Below are 20,696 nucleotides of genomic sequence, written 5' to 3' on the forward strand. Positions count from 1 at the left end.
GACCCCCTGCATCCGAACTTCGTTCGGATCTCCTCAAACGCCGGAGGGGCTGAGAGATGCCGGCCGGGCTGGAGAAACCACCCGCGGCAGCTGATACGGAAGCGCCCCGTACCAAGCCCACACCACCACGAACCCGAAGGCCAGGCACAGGATGCCGCCCACCGCGTCCAGCCAGAAGTGGTTGGCCGTTGCGATGATCACGACGAGTGTGGCCACCGGGTAGAGCGCGCCGAGGATCTTCGCCCAAGGCGCCTTGGCCAGCGCGAAGATGGTCAGGCCGCACCAGGTCGACCAGCCGATGTGCATCGAGGGCATCGCCGCGTACTGGTTGGTCATGTGCTTCAGGTCGCCCGACGCCATCGAACCCCAGGTGTGGTGCACCAGGACCGTGTCGATGAAGTTGTGGCCGTCCATCAGGCGCGGCGGGGCGAGCGGGAACAGGTAGAAGCCGACCAGGGCGACACCCGTGGTGAGGAAGAGGACCGTGCGCGTCGCCGCGTAGCGGCCCGGGTGCCGGCGGTACAGCCAGATCAGGACGCCGATCGTCACGATGAAGTGCAGCGTCGCGTAGTAGTAGTTCATGCCGACGATCAGCCATGTCACCGAGTTCACGGCACGGTTGAAGGCCTCTTCGAAACCGAGACCGATCGCGTGCTCGGCGCGCCAGATCCAGTCGGCATTGCGCATCGCTTCCGACTTCTGCTCGGGCACGGCATTGCGTACCAGCGAGTAGAGCCAGTAGCTCACACCGATCAGTGCGAGCTCGATCCAGATACGCGGGCGCCGCGGCCGACGAAGCCGCTGCCACAACGTCCGCTCTGTGGCGGTCTGTCGACCCGATTCATCCCCCTTGGGTGGCGCCGCGGCGGCCTCCGGGCCGTTCCGTGTCCTCACAGTCGTGTCACCCATGGGAGAAGAGTCTGCCAGATACCCACACCCACCTGATCATCCCTTGGTCGGGTCTTGTACGCATCCAATCCATCCTGTGGAGGACCCGACGCCTAGGGGACCTGGGGCGGTTCCCCTGAGAGCCCGGCGCGTCTACTGCGGCAGACGCAGAGAACATGGTCAGCGCGGCGCCGAAGCCGTTGAACCGCGAACCACCAGCTCAGGCATGAACACGAACTCGCTGTGCGGTGCCGGTGTCCCGTCGATCTCCTCGAGCAGGGCGCGCACGGCCGCCTGCCCCATCGCGGGCACGGGCTGCCGGATGGTGGTCAGCGGCGGGTCCGTGAAGGCGATCAGCGGGGAGTCGTCGAAGCCCACGACGGAGACCTGGCGCGGCACGCTCAGGCCCCGGTGCCGCGCGGTGCGGATCGCGCCGAGCGCCATCATGTCGCTCGCGCAGACGATGGCCGTGCAGTCGCGGTCCAGGAGCGCGGCGGCCGCCGCCTGGCCGCCTTCGAGGGTGTAGAGCGAGTGCTGTACGTACAGCTGCGCCTCGTCCTCGCTCAGGCCCAGGCGCTCGCGCATCGCGCCGATGAAGCCCTCTATCTTCCGCTGTACGGGCACGAAGCGCTTCGGGCCGAGCGCGAGCCCGATCCGGCGGTGGCCGAGTGCGCACAGGTGCGTGACGGCGAGATCCATCGCGGCCCGGTCGTCGGGGGAGACGAACGGGGCCTTCACGTGCGGGGAGAAACCGTTGATCAGGACGTGCGGGACGCCTTTGGCGCGCAGCTGGTCGTAACGCTGCGTATCGGCCGTGGTGTCCGCGTGCAGACCCGAGACGAAGATGATGCCGCTGACCCCGCGGGCCACGAGCATCTCGGTCAGCTCGTCCTCGGTGGAGCCGCCCGGCGTCTGCGTGGCGAGCACCGGGGTGTAGCCCTGACGCGTCAGGGCCTGCCCGATGACCTGCGCGAAGGCCGGGAAGATCGGGTTGTCCAGCTCCGGGATGATCAGGCCGACGAGGCCTTCACTGCGCTGCTTGAGGCGCACGGGCCGCTCGTAGCCGAGCACGTCGAGCGCGGCAAGGACGGACTCACGGGTGGTCGCGGCCACACCGGGCTTGCCGTTGAGCACGCGGCTGACTGTGGCTTCGCTGACCCCCGCCTGGGCTGCGATGTCGGCAAGCCGTGCGGTCACGGCACGGACCTTACCGTTCAGGGCCCTGATTGCCCACCGAGTGGGTGGACCCGGCTGCGGAGAATGGTCGCCCTGCCGGGCATGCGCTCTTGCAAGGTCTTGCAGGCGTACGGAACGTCCCTTGCAAGTCCGTGCACCCAAGGCGCACAGGGCCTGTGCAGCTATGCAAGGAAACGTGAAGGTAACGATCCGCATCTCTTGCAGAAAGTTTCGGCAAGGTCTTTCCAGAAGCTTTCAGGCTTGTTACGTTCCTGCCCGAACCCAGGGCCGCGCAGGGGCGGTCGGGGATGGGGCACTTGAAGGAGTACTCATGCGGCGTGGCATATCCACCACCGCTCTGGTCGCGGCCATCGCACTGGCGGCGACGGCGTGCGGCGGGGACGACGGCGGGGACAAGGGCGGCAAGAGCGCCGGCGGGGAACTCACCGGCACCGTGACCTTCTGGGACACGTCCAACGACGCCGAGAAGGCCACGTACAAGGAGCTCGCCGAGGGCTTCGAGAAGCTGCACCCGAAGGTCGACGTCAAGGTCGTCACGGTGCCGTTCGGCGAGGCCAACGCCAAGTTCAAGAACGCCGCGGGCGGCAACTCCGGTGCCCCGGACGTGATGCGCACCGAGGTCGCCTGGGTCGCGGACTTCGCCAACCTCGGCTACCTCGCCCCGCTCGACGGCACCGCGGCGCTGGACAACGAGGGCGACTACCTCGAACAGGCCGCCGCCTCCACGAAGTTCAACGACAAGACCTACGCGGCGCCGCAGACCATCGACACCCTCGCGCTCTTCTACAACAAGAAGATGCTCAAGGACGCCGGCGTCGAGGTCCCCACCTCCGTCGACGAGGTCAAGGCCGCCGCCGAGAAGATCAAGGACAAGAGCGGCAAGACCGGTCTCTACCTGCGCGGCGACGACCCGTACTTCTACCTCCCGTACCTCTACGGAGAGGGCGGTGACCTCCTCGACACGTCGAAGAAGGAGATCACCGCCGACGACGAGCCGGGCGCGAAGGCCTTCGCCGTGATGAAGGACCTGGTCGACTCCAAGGCCGCGATCACCGACGCGTCCGACGGCTACAACAACCAGCTGAACGCCTTCAAGGACGGCGAGGTCGCCATGGCGATCGACGGCCCCTGGTCGATCGAAGGCGCCCTGGCCGGCAAGCAGTTCAAGGACGCCAAGGACAACCTCGGTGTCGCGCCGGTCCCGGCGGGCTCGGCCCGTGCGGCCTCCCCGCAGGGCGGCTGGAACCTCTCGGTGTACGCCGGCTCCAAGAGCCTGGACGCCTCCTACGAGTTCGTGAAGTACATGAGCTCCGCGAAGGTGCAGCAGCAGACCACCGAGAAGCTGAGCCTGCTGCCGACCCGCAAGTCGGTGTACGAGGTCCAGTCCGTCAAGGACAACCAGATGGTCCAGTTCTTCAAGCCGGCCGTCGACAAGTCCGTGCAGCGGCCCTGGATCGCCGAGGCCAACGCCCTGTTCGAGCCGATCCGGCTGCAGATGCAGCAGGTGCTCAGCGGCAAGTCCTCGCCCGAGGCGGGTGCCAAGGGTGTCGGTGAGGCGTACAAGAAGCTCCTGAAGGACTACAAGTAGCCGTGACGGTGCTCACCGAGAAGAAGGCGCCGGCCGCCGAAGAAGTGACGAAGGCGGCCGGCCGGCCCCAGGGCCGTATACGACGCGCGCTGTCCACGCACTGGTACGCGTGGGCCATGGTCGCCCCGGTCGTCGCGGTGATCGGCGTGATCATCGGCTGGCCGCTGATCCGCGGCGTCTACCTGTCGACGACGAACGCCAATGAGGCGAACGTCGAGCGCACGATCGGCGTCAACCACATCCCGGCGACGTACGAGTCCGTGGGCCTGGAGAACTACACGACGATCCTGTCGGACGGTGTCTTCTGGGACCGACTGATCTGGACCCTGGTGTGGACGGTGTCCTGCGTGACGCTCTCGTTCACGCTCGGGCTCGCGCTCGCCGTGATGCTCAACCGGAAGCTGAAGGGCCGCACCTTCTACCGGATGGCCCTCATCCTGCCGTGGGCGGTGCCCGCCTTCGTCTCGGTGTTCACCTGGCGGCTGCTCTTCAACGAGAAGAACGGACTGTTCAACTCGCTGCTCGCCGGCGGCGGCATCGACGCCATCCCGTGGCTCAACGACCCGACCTGGGCGAAGCTTTCGGTGATCGCGGTCAATGTGTGGCTCGGTGTGCCGTTCATGCTGATCGCCATGCTCGGCGGTCTGCAGTCGATCCCGGCCGATCTGTACGAGGCCGCCGAGATGGACGGCGCGAACGCCTGGCAGCGCTTCAGGCACATCACCCTGCCGGGGCTCAAGCCGGTCAGCTCCACCGTCGTCCTGATCAGCGGCATCTGGACCTTCAACATGTTCCCGGTGATCTTCCTGCTCACCCGGGGCGGTCCCGGTGACGCGACGGAGATCCTCGTGACGTACGCCTACCGGCTCTCCTTCGTCGTCAGCCCCCGCGACTTCGCGGGCTCCGCGGCCTGGGGTGTGCTCATCCTCGTGCTGCTCTCGCTCTTCGCGGTGGTCTACCGCCGTGCGCTCCGCAAGCAGGGAGATGTCTGGTGAGCACCAGCACCGCAACAAAGAAGCCTCGCGCGCGCGGCGAGAGGGGGCCGCTCGCCTCCGTCGGGCTGCACGTCACCCTCGTCGTGGCGTCCCTCATCGCCGTCTTCCCGCCGCTGTGGCTGCTCGTCACCTCGCTCAAGCCGAAGGACGAGGCGTTCACGACCGATCTGGTCAAGGACTTCACGTTCTCCAACTACGCACACGTGCTCGGCGAGACCGAGTTCCTCACCTGGCTCGGGAACTCGCTGATGGTGGTGGGTCTGACCACCGTCATCGGTGTGTTCATCTCCGCCACCACCGGATACGCGGTGAGCCGCTTCAAGTTCCCCGGGATGCGGCCGCTGATGTGGCTGCTGCTCATCACGCAGATGTTCCCGGTCGCCGTCCTGATCGTGCCGCTGTACAACCTGCTCGCCACGCTGGGTCTGCTGAACCAGCCGGTGGGTCTGGTGATCACGTATCTGACGATCGCGATCCCGTTCTGCGCCTGGATGATGAAGGGCTACTTCGACACCATCCCGGTGGAGATCGACGAGGCCGGACGGGTCGACGGGCTCAACCCCTTCGGTACGTTCTGGCGGCTCATCCTGCCGCTCGCGAAGCCCGGGCTCGCGGTCACCGGCTTCTACGCCTTCATCACCGGCTGGGCCGAAGTCGCGTACGCCTCCGCGTTCATGACCGGCGAGGAGAACCTCACCCTCGCGGGCGGACTGCAGACCTTCGTCAACCAGTACACGAGCGACTGGGGTTCGCTGACCGCGGCCGCCGTCATCGTCGCCGTACCCGCAGCGGTGATCTTCGGCTTCGCGCAGCGTCATCTGGTGGCCGGTCTGACCGCCGGGGCGACCAAGTCCTGATAGAGCTGTTCGTCCGCAGTTGCCCGCACTTTGTACGTTGAACCACTCACTTTCAGGGATGACATGACTCAGCACACCGCTGACTGGTGGCGCGATGCCGTGATCTACCAGGTCTATCCGCGCAGTTTCGCCGATGCCAACGGGGACGGCATGGGCGATCTGGAGGGGGTACGGAGCCGGCTGCCGTATCTGCGCGAACTCGGCGTCGACGCGGTCTGGCTCTCCCCGTTCTACGCGTCGCCGCAGGCCGACGCCGGCTACGACGTGGCCGACTACCGCGCCGTGGACCCGATGTTCGGCACGGTCGAGCACGCCGAGGCGCTGATCCGCGACGCGCACGAGCTGGATCTGCGCGTCATCGTGGACGTCGTACCGAACCACTCCTCGGACCAGCACGAGTGGTTCAAGCGTGCGGTGAAGGAGGGGCCGGACTCGCCGCTGCGCGGGCGCTACCACTTCAGGGCCGGGCGGGGCGCGGACGGCGAACTGCCGCCCAACGACTGGGAGTCCATCTTCGGCGGGCCCGCCTGGACGCGTACGACGAACCCGGACGGCAGCCCGGGCGAGTGGTATCTGCACTTGTTCGCGCCCGAGCAGCCCGACTTCAATTGGGATCACCCGGCGGTCGCCGACGAGTTCCGCTCGATCCTGAGGTTCTGGCTGGATCTCGGGGTCGACGGCTTCCGCGTCGACGTGGCGCACGGCCTGGTGAAGGCGGACGGACTGCCCGACATCGGCGGCCGCGACCAGCTCAAGCTGCTCGGCAACGCCGCGATGCCGTTCTTCGACCAGGACGGGGTGCACGAGATCTACCGCTCGTGGCGCCGTGTCCTCGACGAGTACCCGGGCGAGCGGATCGCGGTCGCCGAGGCGTGGACGCCGACCGTGGACCGTACGGCGCTGTACGTCCGCCCGGACGAACTGCACCAGGCGTTCAACTTCCAGTATCTGGCGACCTATTGGGACGCCACCGCGCTGCGCGAGGTCATCGACACCTCCCTGGAGGCGATGCGGCCGGTCGGCGCGCCCGCGACCTGGGTCCTGTCGAACCACGACGTCACCCGGCATGCCACCCGGTTCGCCAACCCGGCGGGCCTCGGCACCCAGCTGCGCACGCCGGGCGACCGCGAGCTCGGGCTGCGCCGTGCGCACGCGGCCACGCTCCTGATGCTGGCGCTGCCCGGATCCGCGTACGTCTACCAGGGCGAGGAGCTCGGGCTTCCCGACGTCACCGACCTGCCGGACGAGGCCCGTCAGGACCCGTCGTTCTTCCGCGCGGCCGGCCAGGACGGCTTCCGGGACGGCTGCCGGGTGCCCATCCCGTGGACGCGGGACGGGAGTTCGTACGGCTTCGGGGGCGGTGGGAGCTGGCTGCCGCAGCCTTCTCAGTGGGCGGAGTTGAGCGTCGAGGCGCAGAGCGGTGATCAGGGGTCGACGCTCGAGCTGTACCGGGGCGCGCTGGCGCTGCGGCGCTCCCACCCGGGGCTTGGTGCGGGGGAGTCGGTCGAGTGGCGTGCGGCGCCCGAGGGCGTGCTGGCCTTCGCACGCGAGGGCGGCTTCGTCTGCACGGCGAACACGACCGGAGAGCCGGTACGGATCCCCACGCCCGGGCAGGCGCTCCTGTCCAGCGGCACGGTCCTGTACGGCGACGAGTTCGCCGAACTGCCCGCGGACACCACCGTCTGGTGGCAGACGTGACGATCCCCGCGTCGCGGGGTGCCGTATCCGGGGGGAACGGCACCCCGCGGCTGGCCGACATAGCCGCCCAGGCCTCCGTCAGCGAGGCCACCGCGAGCCGGGTGCTCAACGGCAAGCCGGGCGTGGCGAGTTCGACCAGGCGCCGTGTGCTCGCGGCCCTGGACGTGCTCGGCTATGAGCGGCCCGTACGGCTGAAGCAGCGCAGCGCGGGGCTCATCGGCCTGGTGATCCCCGAGCTGTCCAACCCGATCTTCCCGGCCTTCGCCCAGGTCATCGAGCAGACCCTGGCCGGGCACGGCTACACCCCGGTCCTGTGCACCCAGACCCCGGGCGGCGCGACCGAGGACGAGCTGGTCGAGCAGCTGGAGCAGCGCGGGGTCAACGGCATCGTGTTCCTGTCCGGGCTGCACGCCGACACCACCGCCGACCCGGCGCGCTATGCCGAACTCACCGGGCGCGGAGTGCCGTTCGTGCTCGTCAACGGCTACCACCCCCGTATCCACGCCCCGTTCGTCTCACCCGACGACCACGCGGCGGCGCGGATGGCCGTACGGCATCTCGCGGACCTCGGCCATGAGCGCATCGGGCTCGCGGTCGGACCGACCCGCTATGTGCCGGCCGGACGTAAGACCGAGGGCTTCCTCGCCGCGATGCACGCGATCCTCGGCGTACCGCGCGCGGAGGCCGAACTCGCTGTCCAGTCCACCCTGTTCACCGTCGAAGGCGGCCAGGCCGCCGCCGGGATGCTGCTCGATCAGGGCTGCACCGGCATCGTCTGCGCCAGCGACCTGATGGCGCTCGGCGCGGTGCGCGCGGCCCGGCAGCGCGGCCTCGACGTGCCCCGGGACGTCTCCGTCGTCGGCTACGACGACTCGCCCCTGATCGCCTTCACCGACCCGCCGCTGACGACCGTGCGCCAGCCCGTGCAGGCCATGGCCACGGCGGCGGTGGGTGCGCTGATCGAGGAGATCCACGGAAATCCCGTACAGCGCACCGAGTTCGTGTTCCAGCCCGAGCTCGTCGTACGAGGGTCCACGGCCCAAGTGCGGCGTTGAGAAAGACCGTTCCCCCCACCGCCGTACGTGGGTGAGCCGCCCCCGTACGGCGTTCTGCAAGGCCAGCACAGTCACCGGATCCACCCCCTCAGAGCCGGAGGACCCATGACCCGCAGCAGATCCCTCATCGCCACACTTGTCGTGGGCGCGTCACTCGTGGGCGCGTCACTCTTCATGCCGACCGCCCAGGCCGCGCCGCCCGGCGACAAGGACGTCACCGCCGTCCTCTTCGAGTGGCGCTTCGGCTCCGTCGCCCGTGAGTGCACGGACAGGCTCGGACCCGCCGGATACGGATACGTCCAGGTCTCCCCGCCGCAGGAGCACATCCAGGGCGGCCAGTGGTGGACCTCGTACCAGCCCGTCAGCTACAAGATCGCCGGACGGCTCGGCGACCGGGCCGCCTTCAAGAACATGGTCGACACCTGCCACGCGGCGGGCGTCAAGGTCGTCGCCGACGCGGTGATCAACCACATGGCGGCCGGTGACGGCACGGGCACGGGCGGCACGAGCTACACCAAGTACGCCTACCCGGAGCTCTATTCGGGCGCCGACATGGACGACTGCCGCTCGCACATCAACAACTACGGCGACCGCGGCAACGTCCAGAACTGCGAGCTCGTCGGCCTCGCCGATCTGGACACCGGCGAGGAGTACGTGCGCGGCCGGATCGCCGCGTATCTCAACGACCTGCTCTCGCTCGGCGTCGACGGCTTCCGTGTCGACGCGGCCAAGCACATGCCGGCCGGTGACCTCGCGAACATCAAGTCGCGGCTCAGCAACCCCGGTGTGTACTGGAAGCAGGAAGCGATCCACGGCGCCGGTGAGGCGGTCTCGCCGAGCGAGTACCTCGGCAACGGCGACGTCCAGGAGTTCCGGTACGCCCGCGACCTCAAGCGGGTCTTCCAGAACGAGAACCTCGCCTACCTGAAGAACTACGGCGAGGGCTGGGGCTACATGGAGTCCGGCAAGTCCGCCGTCTTCGTCGACAACCACGACACCGAGCGCGGCGGCGACACCCTCAGCTACAGGAACGGCGCCGACTACACCCTCGCCAACATCTTCATGCTCGCCTGGCCCTACGGCTCCCCGGACGTCCACTCCGGCTACGAGTACACCGACCGGGATGCCGGGCCGCCCAACGGCGGGACGGTGAACGCCTGTTGGCAGGACGGCTGGAAGTGCCAGCACGCCTGGCCTGAGATCGAGTCGATGGTCGCCCTGCGCAACACCGCACGCGGCCAGTCCGTCACCAACTGGTGGGACGACGGCGGCGACCGGATCGCGTTCGGCCGTGGCACCAAGGCGTACGTGGCGATCAACCACGAGTCCGCCGGGCTCACGCGCACCTTCCAGACCTCGCTGCCGGCCGGTGACTACTGCGATGTGCAGAGCGACCGGACGGTCAGCGTGAACGGGTCAGGCCAGTTCACGGCCACGCTCCCCGCACAGACGGCCCTCGCACTGCACATCAACGCCCGCAGCTGCTGACCCGTCTCCCCTTACCGCCGCCCTGCGCCCAGCCCATCCTGCCCCGCGGCCGCGCAGGGCGGCACCTCACCGCCACTTCCGCGGCACCCATCCGCCACGTCCGTGGCACCACCTTCCCGTACTGCTTTCGGATCGAAGGAGACCTCGTCGTGCCCCGTACGCGAAGAACGGCCGCGGTGCTCACGGCCGCCCTGCTCGCGGCGCTCGTGCCCGCCGTCCCCGCGGCGGCCGCGCCCCCGCCGCCACCCCCGTCGGACGCGAAGCTGGCCGCGGAACCGGCCCGGCACGATCTGACCCGGGAGCAGTTCTACTTCGTCCTGCCCGACCGGTTCGCCAACGGCGATAAGGGCAACGACAAGGGCGGTCTGACCGGCTCGCGCCTTCAGACCGGCTTCGACCCCGCCGACAAGGGCTTCTACCAGGGCGGCGACCTCAAGGGCCTCACCGACCGGCTCGACTACATCAAGGGCCTGGGCACCACGGCCCTGTGGATGGCGCCGATCTTCAAGAACAAGCCGGTCCAGGGCACGGGCAAGGACGCCTCGGCCGGCTACCACGGCTACTGGATCACCGACTTCACCCAGGTCGACCCGCACTTCGGCACCAACGCGGACCTGGAGCGGCTGATCGACAAGGCGCACGCCAAGGGCATCAAGGTCTTCTTCGACGTCATCACCAACCACACCGCCGATGTCGTCAGTTACGAGGAGAAGTCCTACGGCTACCTCTCCAAGGGCGCCTTCCCGTATCTGACGAAGGACGGGAAGCCCTTCGATGACGCGGACTACGCGGACGGGGCCTCCAAGTTCCCGTCGGTCAACAGGAGTTCCTTCCCCCGTACACCCGTCGTGTCGGCGGCCGAGAAGGACCTGAAGGTCCCCTCCTGGCTCAACGACCCGCTGATGTACCACAACCGCGGCGACTCGACCTTCGCCGGCGAGTCCTCCACGTACGGCGACTTCTCCGGCCTCGACGACCTGTGGACCGAGCGTCCCGAGGTCGTGCGGGGCATGGAGAAGATCTACGAGAAGTGGGTCCGCGACTTCGGCATCGACGGCTTCCGTATCGACACGGTCAAGCACGTCAACACCGAGTTCTGGACCCAGTGGGCGACCGCGCTCGACGCGTACGCCGCCAAGCGGGGCCGCGAGGACTTCTTCATGTTCGGTGAGGTCTATTCCGCCGATACGGACATCACTTCGCCGTACGTCACCGAGGGCCGCCTCGACTCGACGCTCGACTTCCCGTTCCAGGACGCGGCCCGCGCCTACGCGGCGCAGGGCGGCTCGGCCGAGCGGCTCGGCAAGGTCTTCGGCGACGACTACAAGTACACGACCGACAAGGCCAACGCGTACGAGCAGGTCTCGTTCCTCGGCAACCACGACATGGGCCGCTTCGGCACCTTCCTGAAGCAGGACCGGCCGGACGCATCGGACGCCGAACTCCTCGACCGCTACGAGCTGGCGAACGAGCTGATGTTCCTCGGCCGCGGCAACCCGGTCGTCTACTACGGCGACGAGCAGGGCTTCACCGGCGCCGGCGGCGACAAGGACGCACGCCAGACCCTGTTCGCGTCGAAGACCGCCGACTATCTCGACGACGACCAGCTCGGCACCGACCGCACCCACGCGAAGGACGCGTACGACACCGGCCACCCCCTGTACCGGCAGATCGCCGAGCTGTCCGCCCTGCGCAAGGCGCATCCGGCGCTCGCGGACGGCATCCAGGAGGAGCGGTACGCGGAAGGTTCCGTCTACGCCTTCTCCCGTACGGACGCGAAGAGCCGCACCGAGTACGTCGTGGCCGCGAACAACGCGCAGGAGGCGCGCACGGTCGAGATCCCGACCGGCTCGCAGAACGTCAACTTCCGCGCGGTGTACGGGAGTGAGGCCTCGGTCCGCAGCGGTGACGACCGGAAGATCAAGGTCGAGATCCCCGGACTTTCGTCGGTGGTCCTGAAGGCCGACAAGGCCCTCGCCACCCCGGACGCCAAGCCGTCCGTGGAGCTGAAGGCCCCGCCCGCCGGTGCGACGGGCCGCGTCGAGCTCACCGCCGACGTACGTGGCGGCGGCCTGAACCGGGTCGTCTTCGCCGCCCAGACCGGCAACGGCAAGTGGCGGACGCTCGGCTCCGCCGACCACGCCCCGTACAAGGTCACCCACCGCATCGACGCCGAGCGCGCCGGAACCCCCGTGCGCTACAAGGCCGTTGTGGTCGACTCCCGTGGGCGCCCGGCGAGCGACCTCGCCGAGACCGTCTCCGGCGCCCCGGTGGTCGAGCAGCCACCGAGCGCGGTCGAGCGGGAGTACGCGGTGGTCCATTACAAGCGGGCCGATGCCGATTACGAGGGCTGGACCCTCAAGTCCGGTGAGCAGCAAGCCCAGTTCACCGGCCGTGACGCGTACGGCGCTTTCGCCTGGCTGAAGCTCGACGAGGGGGCCGCGGAGGTCTCGTACACCGTCGAGAAGGACGGGGCCGCCGACGGCCCGCAGCGCACCGTCCCGCTCGCCACCACCGGCGAAGTGTGGATGGAGCAGGGCAAGGACGGGCAGGCGACGACCGCGCCCGAGGGTGCGTATCCGCCGCAGGACAAGACGAAGGCCGTGCTGCACTACCAGCGGGCCGACGGGAACTACGACGGCTGGGGACTGCACACCTGGACCGGCGCCAAGGACCCGACCGACTGGTCCAAGCCTCTTCTGCCCGCCCGGATGGATTCCTATGGTGCGGTCTATGAGGTACCGCTCGCGGACGGGGCCACGTCGCTCAGCTACATCCTGCACAAGGGCGACGAGAAGGACCTGCCGTCCGACCAGTCCCTCGACCTCGCGGCCAACGGTCATGAGGTCTGGATGATGGGCGGCAAGGAGAAGTACCTGCTGCCGCAGCCGAAGGCCGCCAAGGTCGACTACACCAAGGCCGAGGCCGTCTGGATCGACCGGGACACGGTGGTGTGGAACGGCGCCAAGTCGCCTGCTTCCGCACAGCTGTTGTACGCGCGGGACGGTGAGCTGGACGACGACGCGAAGTGGCTGCGCCTCGGCAAGACGGAGCTGACCGAGGCGCAGAAGAGCAAGTTCCCTCATCTGGCCGCCAAGCAGGCCTGGTCGGTCGACGCGCGCGACCGCGACCGGGTGCGCGAGGCGCTGCGCGGGCGGGTGGTCGCCACCCAGCGGGCGTCGAACGGTGCGATCGTCGCCGGGTCGGGAGTCCAACTGGCAGGCGTCCTTGACGACTTGTACGACGCCACGAAAGCCGACCTCGGTCCGGTCTTCGACGCCAAGGGAACGCCCACGCTGAGCGTATGGGCACCCACCGCACAGTCCGTCGCCCTCGACCTCGACGGGCGCCCGGTCCCGATGCGCCGCGACGACGCCACCGGTGTGTGGTCCGTCAAGGGTGCGAAGTCCTGGACGGGCCGTCCGTACCGGTACGTCGTGAAGGTCTGGGCGCCCACCGTCCAGAAGGTCGTCACCAACGAGGTCACCGACCCGTACTCGCTCGCCCTGACCGCCGACTCCGAGCGCTCCCTCGTCGTCGACCTGCGCGCCAAGTCCCTTGCCCCGCAGGGCTGGTCGAGCCTGAAGAAGCCCGAGGCCGTCGCGCCGGGCCAGGCGCACATCCAGGAGCTGCACGTCCGCGACTTCTCCGTCGCGGACACCACGGCCCGCCACCAGGGCAAGTACAAGGCGTTCACCGAGAAGAACAGCAAGGGCTCACGCCACCTGCGCGAGCTCGCCGACGCCGGCACGAACTATGTGCACCTCCTGCCCGCCTTCGACATCGCCACGATCCCCGAGCGCGACCAGGCGACCGTCGACTGCGACCTGGCCTCGTACGCCCCCGACTCCGAAAAGCAGCAGGAGTGCGTGGCGAAGGCCGCAGCGAAGGACGCGTACAACTGGGGCTACGACCCGTACCACTTCACCGTCCCCGAGGGCTCCTACGCCACCGACCCGGACGGCACCCGGCGCACCGTCGAGTTCCGCGAGATGGTCAAGGCGCTGAACGAGGACGGCCTCCGGGTCGTCATGGACGTCGTCTACAACCACACCACCACCAGCGGTCAGGCGAAGACCTCCGTCCTCGACAAGATCGTGCCCGGCTACTACCACCGCCTCCTCGACGACGGCTCGGTGGCCACCTCCACCTGCTGTGCCAACACGGCGCCCGAGAACGCCATGATGGGCAAGCTCGTCGTCGACTCGATCGTGACGTGGGCGCGCGAGTACAAGGTCGACGGCTTCCGCTTCGACCTCATGGGCCACCACCCGAAGGCCAACATCCTCGCCGTACGCAAGGCGCTCGACGCCCTCACCGTCGAGAAGGACGGCGTCGACGGCAAGAGCATCCTGCTGTACGGAGAGGGCTGGAACTTCGGCGAGATCGCCGACGACGCCCGCTTCGAGCAGGCCACGCAGCAGAACATGGCCGGCACGGGCATCGCCACCTTCTCCGACCGGGCCCGTGACGCCGTACGTGGCGGCGGACCCTTCGACGAGGACCCGCGGGTCCAGGGCTTCGGCTCGGGCCTGTACACCGAGCCCAACTCCTCGTCCGCGAACGGCACTCCCGCCGAGCAGAAGGAGCGGCTCCTGCACTACCAGGACCTGCTGAAGGTCGGCCTCACCGGCAACCTCGCCGGCTACACCTTCACCGACAGCAGTGGCCGCAAGGTCAAGGGCTCCGAGGTCGACTACAACGGCGCGCCCGCCGGCTACGCGGCCACCCCCGCCGACGCGCTCGCCTATGTCGACGCCCACGACAACGAGACCCTGTTCGACGCCCTCGCCTACAAGCTGCCCCCGTCGGTGAGCGCCGACGACCGGGCCCGTATGCAGGTGCTCTCGATGGCGACGGCGGCCCTGTCCCAGGGTTCTTCGCTCTCCCAGGCAGGTACTGATCTGCTGCGTTCGAAGTCCCTCGACCGCAATTCGTACGACAGCGGGGACTGGTTCAACGCCATCCACTGGGACTGCCGGGCCGGCAACGGCTTCGGGCGCGGGCTGCCCATGGCCGCCGACAACAAGGACAAGTGGCCTTACGCCAAATCCCTGTTGACGTCCGTACCCGCCGTGAAGTGCCCGCAGATCGACGGTGCGTCGGCGGCCTACCGGGACCTGCTGAGAATCCGTACGACAGAGAGCGCATTCGCGCTCGGCGGTCTCGACGAGGTCCAGCGCGAACTGTCGTTCCCCCTGTCAGGTGAGCGAGAGACCCCCGGGGTCGTCACCATGCGGCTCGGCGAACTCGTGGTGATCTTCAACGCCACACCCGAGCGGCAGAAGCAGCAGGTCGACGAGGTCGCGGGCGCCCGGTACGCGCTGCATCGGATTCAAGCCAAGGGAAGTGATCATACCGTCAAGTCGGCTGCTTACGAGGCGAGTTCGGGGACGTTCGCCGTTCCGGGGCGGACGGTGGCCGTCTTCGCCCCCGGGGATTGAGAGGAGCGCTAACTTGGGGGCGCGGGCCACCCACCGACGCCGGCCCGCGCCCCCACCCCCGGAAGGGGGATGCATGAACCAGACGGAAGGCAGCCCGGAACCCGCAGAGGACACGACCGTCCTCGTCGTCGACGACGCACCGGCCAGCCGGTACGCCATAGGAGCCGTCCTGCGCAGGGCCGGCCACCAAGTGGTGCCCGCGGCCAGCGCCGGCGAGGCACTGATCGAGCTGGACACGCGGCAGCGCGCGGGCGCCCTGCCGGACGTGGCCCTCGTCGACATCGGGTTGCCGGACATGAGCGGATACGACCTGTGCCGCCGTATCAAAGAAGTCCCCCTCACCGCCGGTATCCCGGTGGTGCACTTCTCGGCCAAACCCGTGGGACCCGGGGACCGCACCCGGGGCCTGGACGCGGGCGCCGACGCCTACTTCACGGTGCCCGCCGAACCGGAGGAGATCCAGGCCGTCGTACGGGCCGCCGTGCGCGGCGCACGGTTCCGTACCACCGCCGAGGCCAAGGCCGGCCGGCTCTCGCTGCTCGCCGAGGCCGTGCTCGCCGTACAGGCCGCGCGCTGCCCGCAGGAACTGGCCACCGCCGCGGCGGCCGGGGCGGCCCGGATCAGCGGAGGTCCCGCGGTGGCTTTCGTATCGGGACCTGACGGCGAACTGATGGTCGGCACCTCACGCCGGCGGGCCTCCACCGCGCTGCCCGACACGAGCGCCGCGGAAGAAGTGGTGCGGCTCAGCGAGCGGCTGATGGCGGGCCGTTCGGGGGTGCAGTCCACCGTCGTGCCCAGCCCGATGTGGCCGCCCGGCTACTTCCGCGCGGGCCAGTCCGAGTCGGCCCGTCTGATGGTGGCCTGCGGCAGCGACACCCGCCCACCGGTGTGCGTGGCCGTGCCGACCTACGCGGTCGGGGCCGGCGGTGCGGGCGACGAGAGCGGTCGGCTGCTCGGCCGCCTCGTGCACGCGGCCGCGCTCGCCGCCGAACCGCTGCTCATGTACGAGGTCGAGCGGAATATCGCGCTCACCCTCCAGCACAGCTTCCTGCCGAAACGGCTGCCCGAGATGCCGGGCACCGATGTGATGGTGCGCTACGTACCGGCCTCACGGCACACCGAGATCGGCGGTGACTTCTATGCGGCGATCGCGACCCCCGACGGGGTCCTCGTCGGGGTGGGCGATGTCGTCGGGCACTCCCTCGACGCGGCCACCGTGATGGTCGAGATCCGCCATGCGCTGCGGGCCTACTGCGTCGACGAGAGCGACCCCCGGGTGCTCGTCGAACGGCTCGACCGGATGCTGCAGCGCTACCACCCGCAGGCCACGGCCACGGTCTGCCTCGCCCTGATCGAACCCGCCACCGGCCGCACCCGGATCGCCAACGCCGGCCATATCCCGCCCCTGATCATCGGGGACGGTGACGCCCGCTACTGCGGGGCGAGCGGGCCGCTGCTCGGGGTCGGGCTCGACCACCCGGAGCCCACCGAGCTCAAAATCACCAAGGACGAGCGGCTGTTGATGGTGACGGACGGTCTGATCGAGACCCGCGGCATCGACCTCGGCGTCTCCATGGAGCACCTCCGCCAGGTCACCGCCGAAGCGTCCGCCGACCTCGGGGCGCTGTGCGACACCCTGCTCAGCTGCTTCGGGCACGAAAGGGCGGACGACATCGCGCTGCTGGCGCTGCGGCTGACGGAAGAGCCGGGGAGCCCGGCATGATCCACAAGGCAGGCCCTAGGAAAGCCGCCGCTCCATGAGCGTCACCCCGTACTTGCTGCCGCCCGCGCCCTCCTTGAACGGCTGCTCGCCCACGACCGTGTACCCGGCGCGCTCGTAATACGTCCGCAGCCGCGGGTTCGAGGACACACAGTCCAGGCGGCACAGAGCACGGCCCTGCGCGGCGACCCGCTGCTCGGCGTGGGTGAGCAGTGCGCGACCGGTACCGGCCGGGGCGCCACGTTCCGTCATCAGACGGTGGACGTACCCGGCGACCGGCGGCTGCTCGCCCCAGGCCGGTTCGTCCTCCCACCACAGTTCGTACGCGCCGGCCACCTCGCCCCGCGCGTACGCGATCCAGACCTCGCCCTCCTTGATCCGCAGCCGGAAGTGGTCCTCGCTCTTCTCGCCCGGCTTCCACTGGTCGATCCCGCTCTCCTGCATCCAGCGGGCGGCGCCGTCGTACAGGCCGACGAGGGTGGCGGGATCGGCGGGGTCATCGGTGGCCTGGCGGAACTCCAGGTGGGGCGTGATCATGTGCTCAGTATGCAGACGGCTCCGTGACACCGAAGCGGGCGGTCGTAGGCTCGAGGGGCCAGCACCCGCGAGCGAACCCGGAGCGCGCCCATGCCCCAGATCACCGTCGACCACCCCGCCCACTTCTCCGCCTCCTTCGACCGGCGCGGCTTCGCGCTCGCGCTGCACCCGGTCGTCGTGGAGATCGCGGGTGCCAAGCTCCCCGCCTGCAAGACCCGCTTCCGCACCACCGAGGACAACGTGATCGGCGACGAGACGGACGGCCCCGGCATCCTGGCCATCGAGATCGCCCTGCTCGCCGGCCGCACCGACGAGGTCAAGAAGCAGCTGGCGACGGCGGTCGCCGAGCTCGCGGGCAAGTACGCGGTGGGCACACCCGTCGCGGGCCATGTGTCCGTCGAGGTACGGGACCTGGACGCGTCCTACTCGAAGGCCTGACTACTGGCGGGGCGCCAGCGCCACCAGCCGGCCGACCAGCTCGCCGAACGGTCCGTCCGCCGGCTCGTCGGCCAGGATGCGCGTCAGGATCGCCGCCATCTCCGCGTCGTACGCGGCGCTCACCGCGGTGAGCGCCGCGAAGTCGTGCACCAGCTGAAGCTCCAGCTCGGCGCGCGGGATCCGCCGCCCGTCCAGCCAGATCAGCGCCGTCGACTCGGCGAGCGAGACCCAGGAGCGGATGACGAGTTCGAGCCGCGCGGGCGGCGCGGTGATCCCCAGGTGCCACACGATCTGCTCGTACGCGGCCTGGCGCACCGAATCGATCAGGGCGTTGGCCGCGGAGGCGGCCTCACCGCCGAGCGTGCCGGAGACGGCGGGACCGCCGCGCATCAGCGCCGAGAACCCGGGCCCGTGCTCGTCCACGAAGTCGAAGAAACGGCCCATCACCCGCAGCAGCCGCGCACCGAGCGGCCCTTCGCGCGGTTCGACGAACCGGGTCGCCAGATCCTCGGCGGCCCGCTTCAGAGCCGCCTCGTAGAGGCTGAGCTTGCCGGGGAAATAGTGGTAGACGAGCGGCCGTGAGATCCCCGCGGCCGCCGCTATCTCGTCGATGGAGACCTCGTCGGGGGAGCGGTGGCTGAACAGCTCGAGGGCCACGCCGATGAGTTGCTGCCGCCGCTCCTCGACAGCCATCCTGCGGCGCACCCCGGTCGTCATACGAACACTCTAACGGGCATGTGGGTCCGCCCCTTCAGAGGTCGAGCACCAGCCGCCCGCCCCTGGCCCGCGAGACGCAGATCAGCATCGAGCCGTCGCGCTCACCGTCGGTGAGCAGCTCGTCGCGGTGGTCGATCTCCCCGGCCAGGACCCGCTGTTGACAGGTTCCGCAGAAGCCCTGCTCGCAGGAGTACGCGGTGTCGGGCAGCTCCTTGCGTACGGCGGCCAGGACGCTCTCGTCGGCGGCCACGGTCACCGTCCGTCCGCTGCGCCGCAGTTCGACCTCGAAGACCTCCTCGCCTTCGGCGGGTGCGGCCGCCGTGAACCGCTCCAGATGCAGCGTGCAGCCGGCCGGCAGCACCTCGGCCACCGCGTCCATCAGGGGCTCGGGCCCGCAGCAGTAGACGGCCGCCGCCTGCGGGACGTCCGCGAACAGGGCCCCCAGATCCGGCAGTCCGGCCTCGTCCTCGGCCACCACGGTGAGCCGCCCGGGTCCGGCGATCTTCTCGACCTCGTCCAGGAAGGGCATCGAGGCCTTGCCGCGCCCGCAGTACAGCACCCGCCAGTCCGCGCCGGAGGCTTCGGCGGCCCGCAGCATCGGCAGGATCGGCGTGATCCCGATACCGCCCGCGACGAAGACGTACGCGTGCGAGGACTTCAGCGCGAAACGGTTCCGCGGCCCGCGCACCCGCAGCCGCATCCCCTCCCGCAGCTCCTCGTGCACCTCGCGCGAACCGCCCCGGCCGCCGCTGTCCGCCGGGACGAGACGGGTCGCGAGGGTGTACGCGGAGGTGTCGGCCGGGTCGCCGCACAGCGAGTACTGCCGCACCAGGCCCGACGGCAGCGTCAGCTCCAGATGTGCTCCGGGCTCCCAGGCGGGCAACTCCCGTCCGGTCAGGCTCAGTTGTACGACGCCGTCGGCGATCTCCTCGCGCCGGGCCAGCGTCAGCGTCAGGGCCCGGGCGCGCGGCCGGCCCGAGGTCGGCACCGGCAGGGCGGGCAGCGGCCACAGCGGGGAGTGCTCGATCCGGCGGCGCAGGGCGCGGCGGGTCAGCAGGGCGGCGCCGGCCAGTGCGGCGACGGTATGCAGACGGGGCATCTCAGGCGGCGCCCTTCGGGAGGGGGCTCGTCGCGCGGGCTTCCGCCGCGAGGGCCGCGAGCGCCGCCGGTGACGAGGCCAGATACGCGACCGCCTGCTCAGTGGAGCCCTCCTGGGAGGGGTGGTAGCCGCGGTCGAGATAGCGCGGGATGGAGCGCGCCATCGCCCCCGCCGTCGGCAGCATCCCCTGCCGCCCTTTCGCGAGGAACTCCCGCCAGCTCGCCCGCCCGTCCTCCAGGGTCGGATCGTTGGCCATGAAGAAGCGGGCGCCGCGCTGCCACAGGAAGACAAGGGCGGAGAACGCGGTGGCCCAGGTGCGTACCCGGCGGCTGTAGGAGCCGTCCACGTGCAGGAAGAGCTCGAAGGCCACCGAGCGGTGCTCGACCTCTTCGGCGCCGTGCCAGCGAAGGAGGTCCAGCATCGTCGGGTCGGCGCCCTTGCGGTCCAGGCTGTCGGCGTTGAGCACCCAGTCGCCGAGGAACGCGGTGTAGTGCTCGATCGCGGCGATCAGCGCGACCCGCTCGTACAGCCACCATTTGCGGGCCCGGCCCGGCGGCAGCGTCCGGTCGCCGAGCAGCTTCTCGAAGAGCCAGTCGACCTGGGCGAGATACGGCGCCGGGTCGAGGCCCAGTTCCTTGAGATGCGGAAGCACCTCGTCATGGGCCTGGGCGTGCATCGCCTCCTGGCCGATGAACCCGATCACGTCCTCGCGCAGTCGGTCGTCCTCGATGTACGGCAGGACCTGCTTGTAGACATGCACGAACCAGCGCTCACCCGCGGGAAGCAGCAGATGCAGCACATTGATCGTGTGCGTGGTGAACGGGTCGCCGGGTATCCAGTGCAGCGGCGTCTCCTCCCAGGCGAAGGAGACCTTGCGTGCCTTGAGCGCAATGTGTTCCGACGTGACGGGTTTCGGCAGCCGGGCCTGCGTATTAGACATGGCGTCAATGTACTGGCGGGTAAGGAATGCGCAAC

The 20,696-nt window shown here is 69.4% G+C and carries 14 protein-coding genes and 1 pseudogene; 9 read left to right on the forward strand and 6 right to left on the reverse strand.

The features are described 5' to 3' along the window. Nucleotides 1-33: 33 nt before the first annotated feature. Nucleotides 34-909, reverse strand: a complete 876-nt coding sequence (locus G6045_RS19650) for a phosphatase PAP2 family protein (RefSeq protein WP_165333312.1) — start codon at nucleotides 907-909, stop codon at nucleotides 34-36. A 159-nt stretch (nucleotides 910-1,068) separates the two neighbouring features. After that, on the reverse strand, nucleotides 1,069-2,085 hold the full coding sequence (locus tag G6045_RS19655; RefSeq protein WP_165333313.1) for a LacI family DNA-binding transcriptional regulator: 1,017 nt from the start codon (nucleotides 2,083-2,085) through the stop codon (nucleotides 1,069-1,071). Nucleotides 2,086-2,395: 310 nt separating this feature from the next. Here G6045_RS19655 and G6045_RS19660 point away from each other — a divergent pair, with 310 nt between their 5' ends. The 8 genes and pseudogenes from G6045_RS19660 (at nucleotide 2,396) to G6045_RS19695 (ending at nucleotide 16,933) form a co-directional block, all read left to right on the forward strand. Further along, a complete protein-coding gene (locus G6045_RS19660; RefSeq protein ID WP_165333314.1) occupies nucleotides 2,396-3,673 on the forward strand; it encodes an extracellular solute-binding protein in 1,278 nt (425 codons plus the stop codon). 116 nt (nucleotides 3,674-3,789) lie between these two features. Further along, complete coding sequence (locus G6045_RS19665; RefSeq protein ID WP_165333328.1) at nucleotides 3,790-4,668, forward strand: carbohydrate ABC transporter permease; 879 nt, start codon at nucleotides 3,790-3,792, stop codon at nucleotides 4,666-4,668. Further along, entirely contained in the window at nucleotides 4,665-5,525 is an 861-nt protein-coding gene (locus tag G6045_RS19670; RefSeq protein ID WP_328707830.1) for a sugar ABC transporter permease, read from the forward strand. The genes G6045_RS19665 and G6045_RS19670 overlap by 4 nt, the downstream gene beginning before the upstream one ends. A 63-nt stretch (nucleotides 5,526-5,588) precedes the next feature. Beyond that, nucleotides 5,589-7,223 carry a glycoside hydrolase family 13 protein gene (locus G6045_RS19675; protein ID WP_165333315.1) on the forward strand — a complete coding sequence of 545 codons (1,635 nt, stop codon included), beginning with the start codon at nucleotides 5,589-5,591 and terminating at the stop codon, nucleotides 7,221-7,223. Beyond that, nucleotides 7,220-8,278 (forward strand): LacI family DNA-binding transcriptional regulator, encoded by a 1,059-nt coding sequence (locus G6045_RS19680; protein ID WP_165333330.1) that lies wholly within the window; start codon nucleotides 7,220-7,222, stop codon nucleotides 8,276-8,278. Before G6045_RS19675 ends, G6045_RS19680 begins: the two co-directional genes overlap by 4 nt. 105 nt (nucleotides 8,279-8,383) lie before the next feature. Continuing rightward, nucleotides 8,384-9,763 (forward strand): annotated as a pseudogene (locus G6045_RS19685) (alpha-amylase); the annotation flags it as partial. 152 nt (nucleotides 9,764-9,915) lie between these two features. Next, the gene (pulA, locus tag G6045_RS19690) at nucleotides 9,916-15,210 is read left to right on the forward strand and encodes a pullulanase-type alpha-1,6-glucosidase (protein ID WP_328707831.1); all 5,295 of its coding nucleotides are present in this window, start codon (nucleotides 9,916-9,918) and stop codon (nucleotides 15,208-15,210) included. Between the two features lie 73 nt (nucleotides 15,211-15,283). Then, complete coding sequence (locus G6045_RS19695; protein WP_165333316.1) at nucleotides 15,284-16,933, forward strand: SpoIIE family protein phosphatase; 1,650 nt, start codon at nucleotides 15,284-15,286, stop codon at nucleotides 16,931-16,933. A 15-nt stretch (nucleotides 16,934-16,948) separates the two neighbouring features. Here the strand turns inward: G6045_RS19695 and G6045_RS19700 are convergent, their stop codons facing one another. Beyond that, a complete protein-coding gene (locus tag G6045_RS19700) occupies nucleotides 16,949-17,467 on the reverse strand; it encodes a GNAT family N-acetyltransferase (RefSeq protein WP_165333317.1) in 519 nt (172 codons plus the stop codon). 90 nt (nucleotides 17,468-17,557) lie between these two features. On the opposite strand from G6045_RS19700, the gene G6045_RS19705 reads away from it, so the two are divergent. Further along, nucleotides 17,558-17,905: a 5-carboxymethyl-2-hydroxymuconate Delta-isomerase gene (locus G6045_RS19705; RefSeq protein WP_165333318.1), complete on the forward strand. Its 348-nt coding sequence runs from the start codon at nucleotides 17,558-17,560 to the stop codon at nucleotides 17,903-17,905. Here the strand turns inward: G6045_RS19705 and G6045_RS19710 are convergent, their stop codons facing one another. Genes G6045_RS19710 through G6045_RS19720 form a run of 3 tightly spaced genes read right to left on the reverse strand, consistent with a single transcriptional unit; the run spans nucleotide 17,906 to nucleotide 20,661 of the window. Further along, nucleotides 17,906-18,622 (reverse strand): TetR/AcrR family transcriptional regulator, encoded by a 717-nt coding sequence (locus G6045_RS19710; RefSeq protein WP_165333319.1) that lies wholly within the window; start codon nucleotides 18,620-18,622, stop codon nucleotides 17,906-17,908. A 34-nt stretch (nucleotides 18,623-18,656) separates the two neighbouring features. Then, nucleotides 18,657-19,721, reverse strand: a complete 1,065-nt coding sequence (locus tag G6045_RS19715; protein WP_165333320.1) for a PDR/VanB family oxidoreductase — start codon at nucleotides 19,719-19,721, stop codon at nucleotides 18,657-18,659. A 1-nt stretch (nucleotide 19,722) separates the two neighbouring features. After that, nucleotides 19,723-20,661, reverse strand: coding sequence for a metal-dependent hydrolase (locus tag G6045_RS19720; RefSeq protein ID WP_165333321.1), 939 nt, complete (start codon nucleotides 20,659-20,661; stop codon nucleotides 19,723-19,725). Nucleotides 20,662-20,696: the final 35 nt, after the last annotated feature.

The organism is Streptomyces mesophilus (genome assembly GCF_011044995.1).
In the GTDB taxonomy this organism is placed as follows: domain Bacteria; phylum Actinomycetota; class Actinomycetes; order Streptomycetales; family Streptomycetaceae; genus Streptomyces; species Streptomyces mesophilus.

What these genes read in the sequence shown, in the direction of transcription:
- G6045_RS19705 (WP_165333318.1), top strand. Translation starts at nt 17,558, where the DNA reads ATGCCCCAGATCACCGTCGACCACCCCGCCCACTTCTCCGCCTCCTTC.
- G6045_RS19710 (WP_165333319.1), bottom strand. Translation starts at nt 18,622, where the DNA reads ATGACGACCGGGGTGCGCCGCAGGATGGCTGTCGAGGAGCGGCGGCAG.
- G6045_RS19675 (WP_165333315.1), top strand. Translation starts at nt 5,589, where the DNA reads ATGACTCAGCACACCGCTGACTGGTGGCGCGATGCCGTGATCTACCAG.
- G6045_RS19665 (WP_165333328.1), top strand. Translation starts at nt 3,790, where the DNA reads ATGGTCGCCCCGGTCGTCGCGGTGATCGGCGTGATCATCGGCTGGCCG.
- G6045_RS19700 (WP_165333317.1), bottom strand. Translation starts at nt 17,467, where the DNA reads ATGATCACGCCCCACCTGGAGTTCCGCCAGGCCACCGATGACCCCGCC.
- G6045_RS19695 (WP_165333316.1), top strand. Translation starts at nt 15,284, where the DNA reads ATGAACCAGACGGAAGGCAGCCCGGAACCCGCAGAGGACACGACCGTC.
- G6045_RS19650 (WP_165333312.1), bottom strand. Translation starts at nt 909, where the DNA reads ATGGGTGACACGACTGTGAGGACACGGAACGGCCCGGAGGCCGCCGCG.
- G6045_RS19720 (WP_165333321.1), bottom strand. Translation starts at nt 20,661, where the DNA reads ATGTCTAATACGCAGGCCCGGCTGCCGAAACCCGTCACGTCGGAACAC.
- G6045_RS19660 (WP_165333314.1), top strand. Translation starts at nt 2,396, where the DNA reads ATGCGGCGTGGCATATCCACCACCGCTCTGGTCGCGGCCATCGCACTG.
- G6045_RS19715 (WP_165333320.1), bottom strand. Translation starts at nt 19,721, where the DNA reads ATGCCCCGTCTGCATACCGTCGCCGCACTGGCCGGCGCCGCCCTGCTG.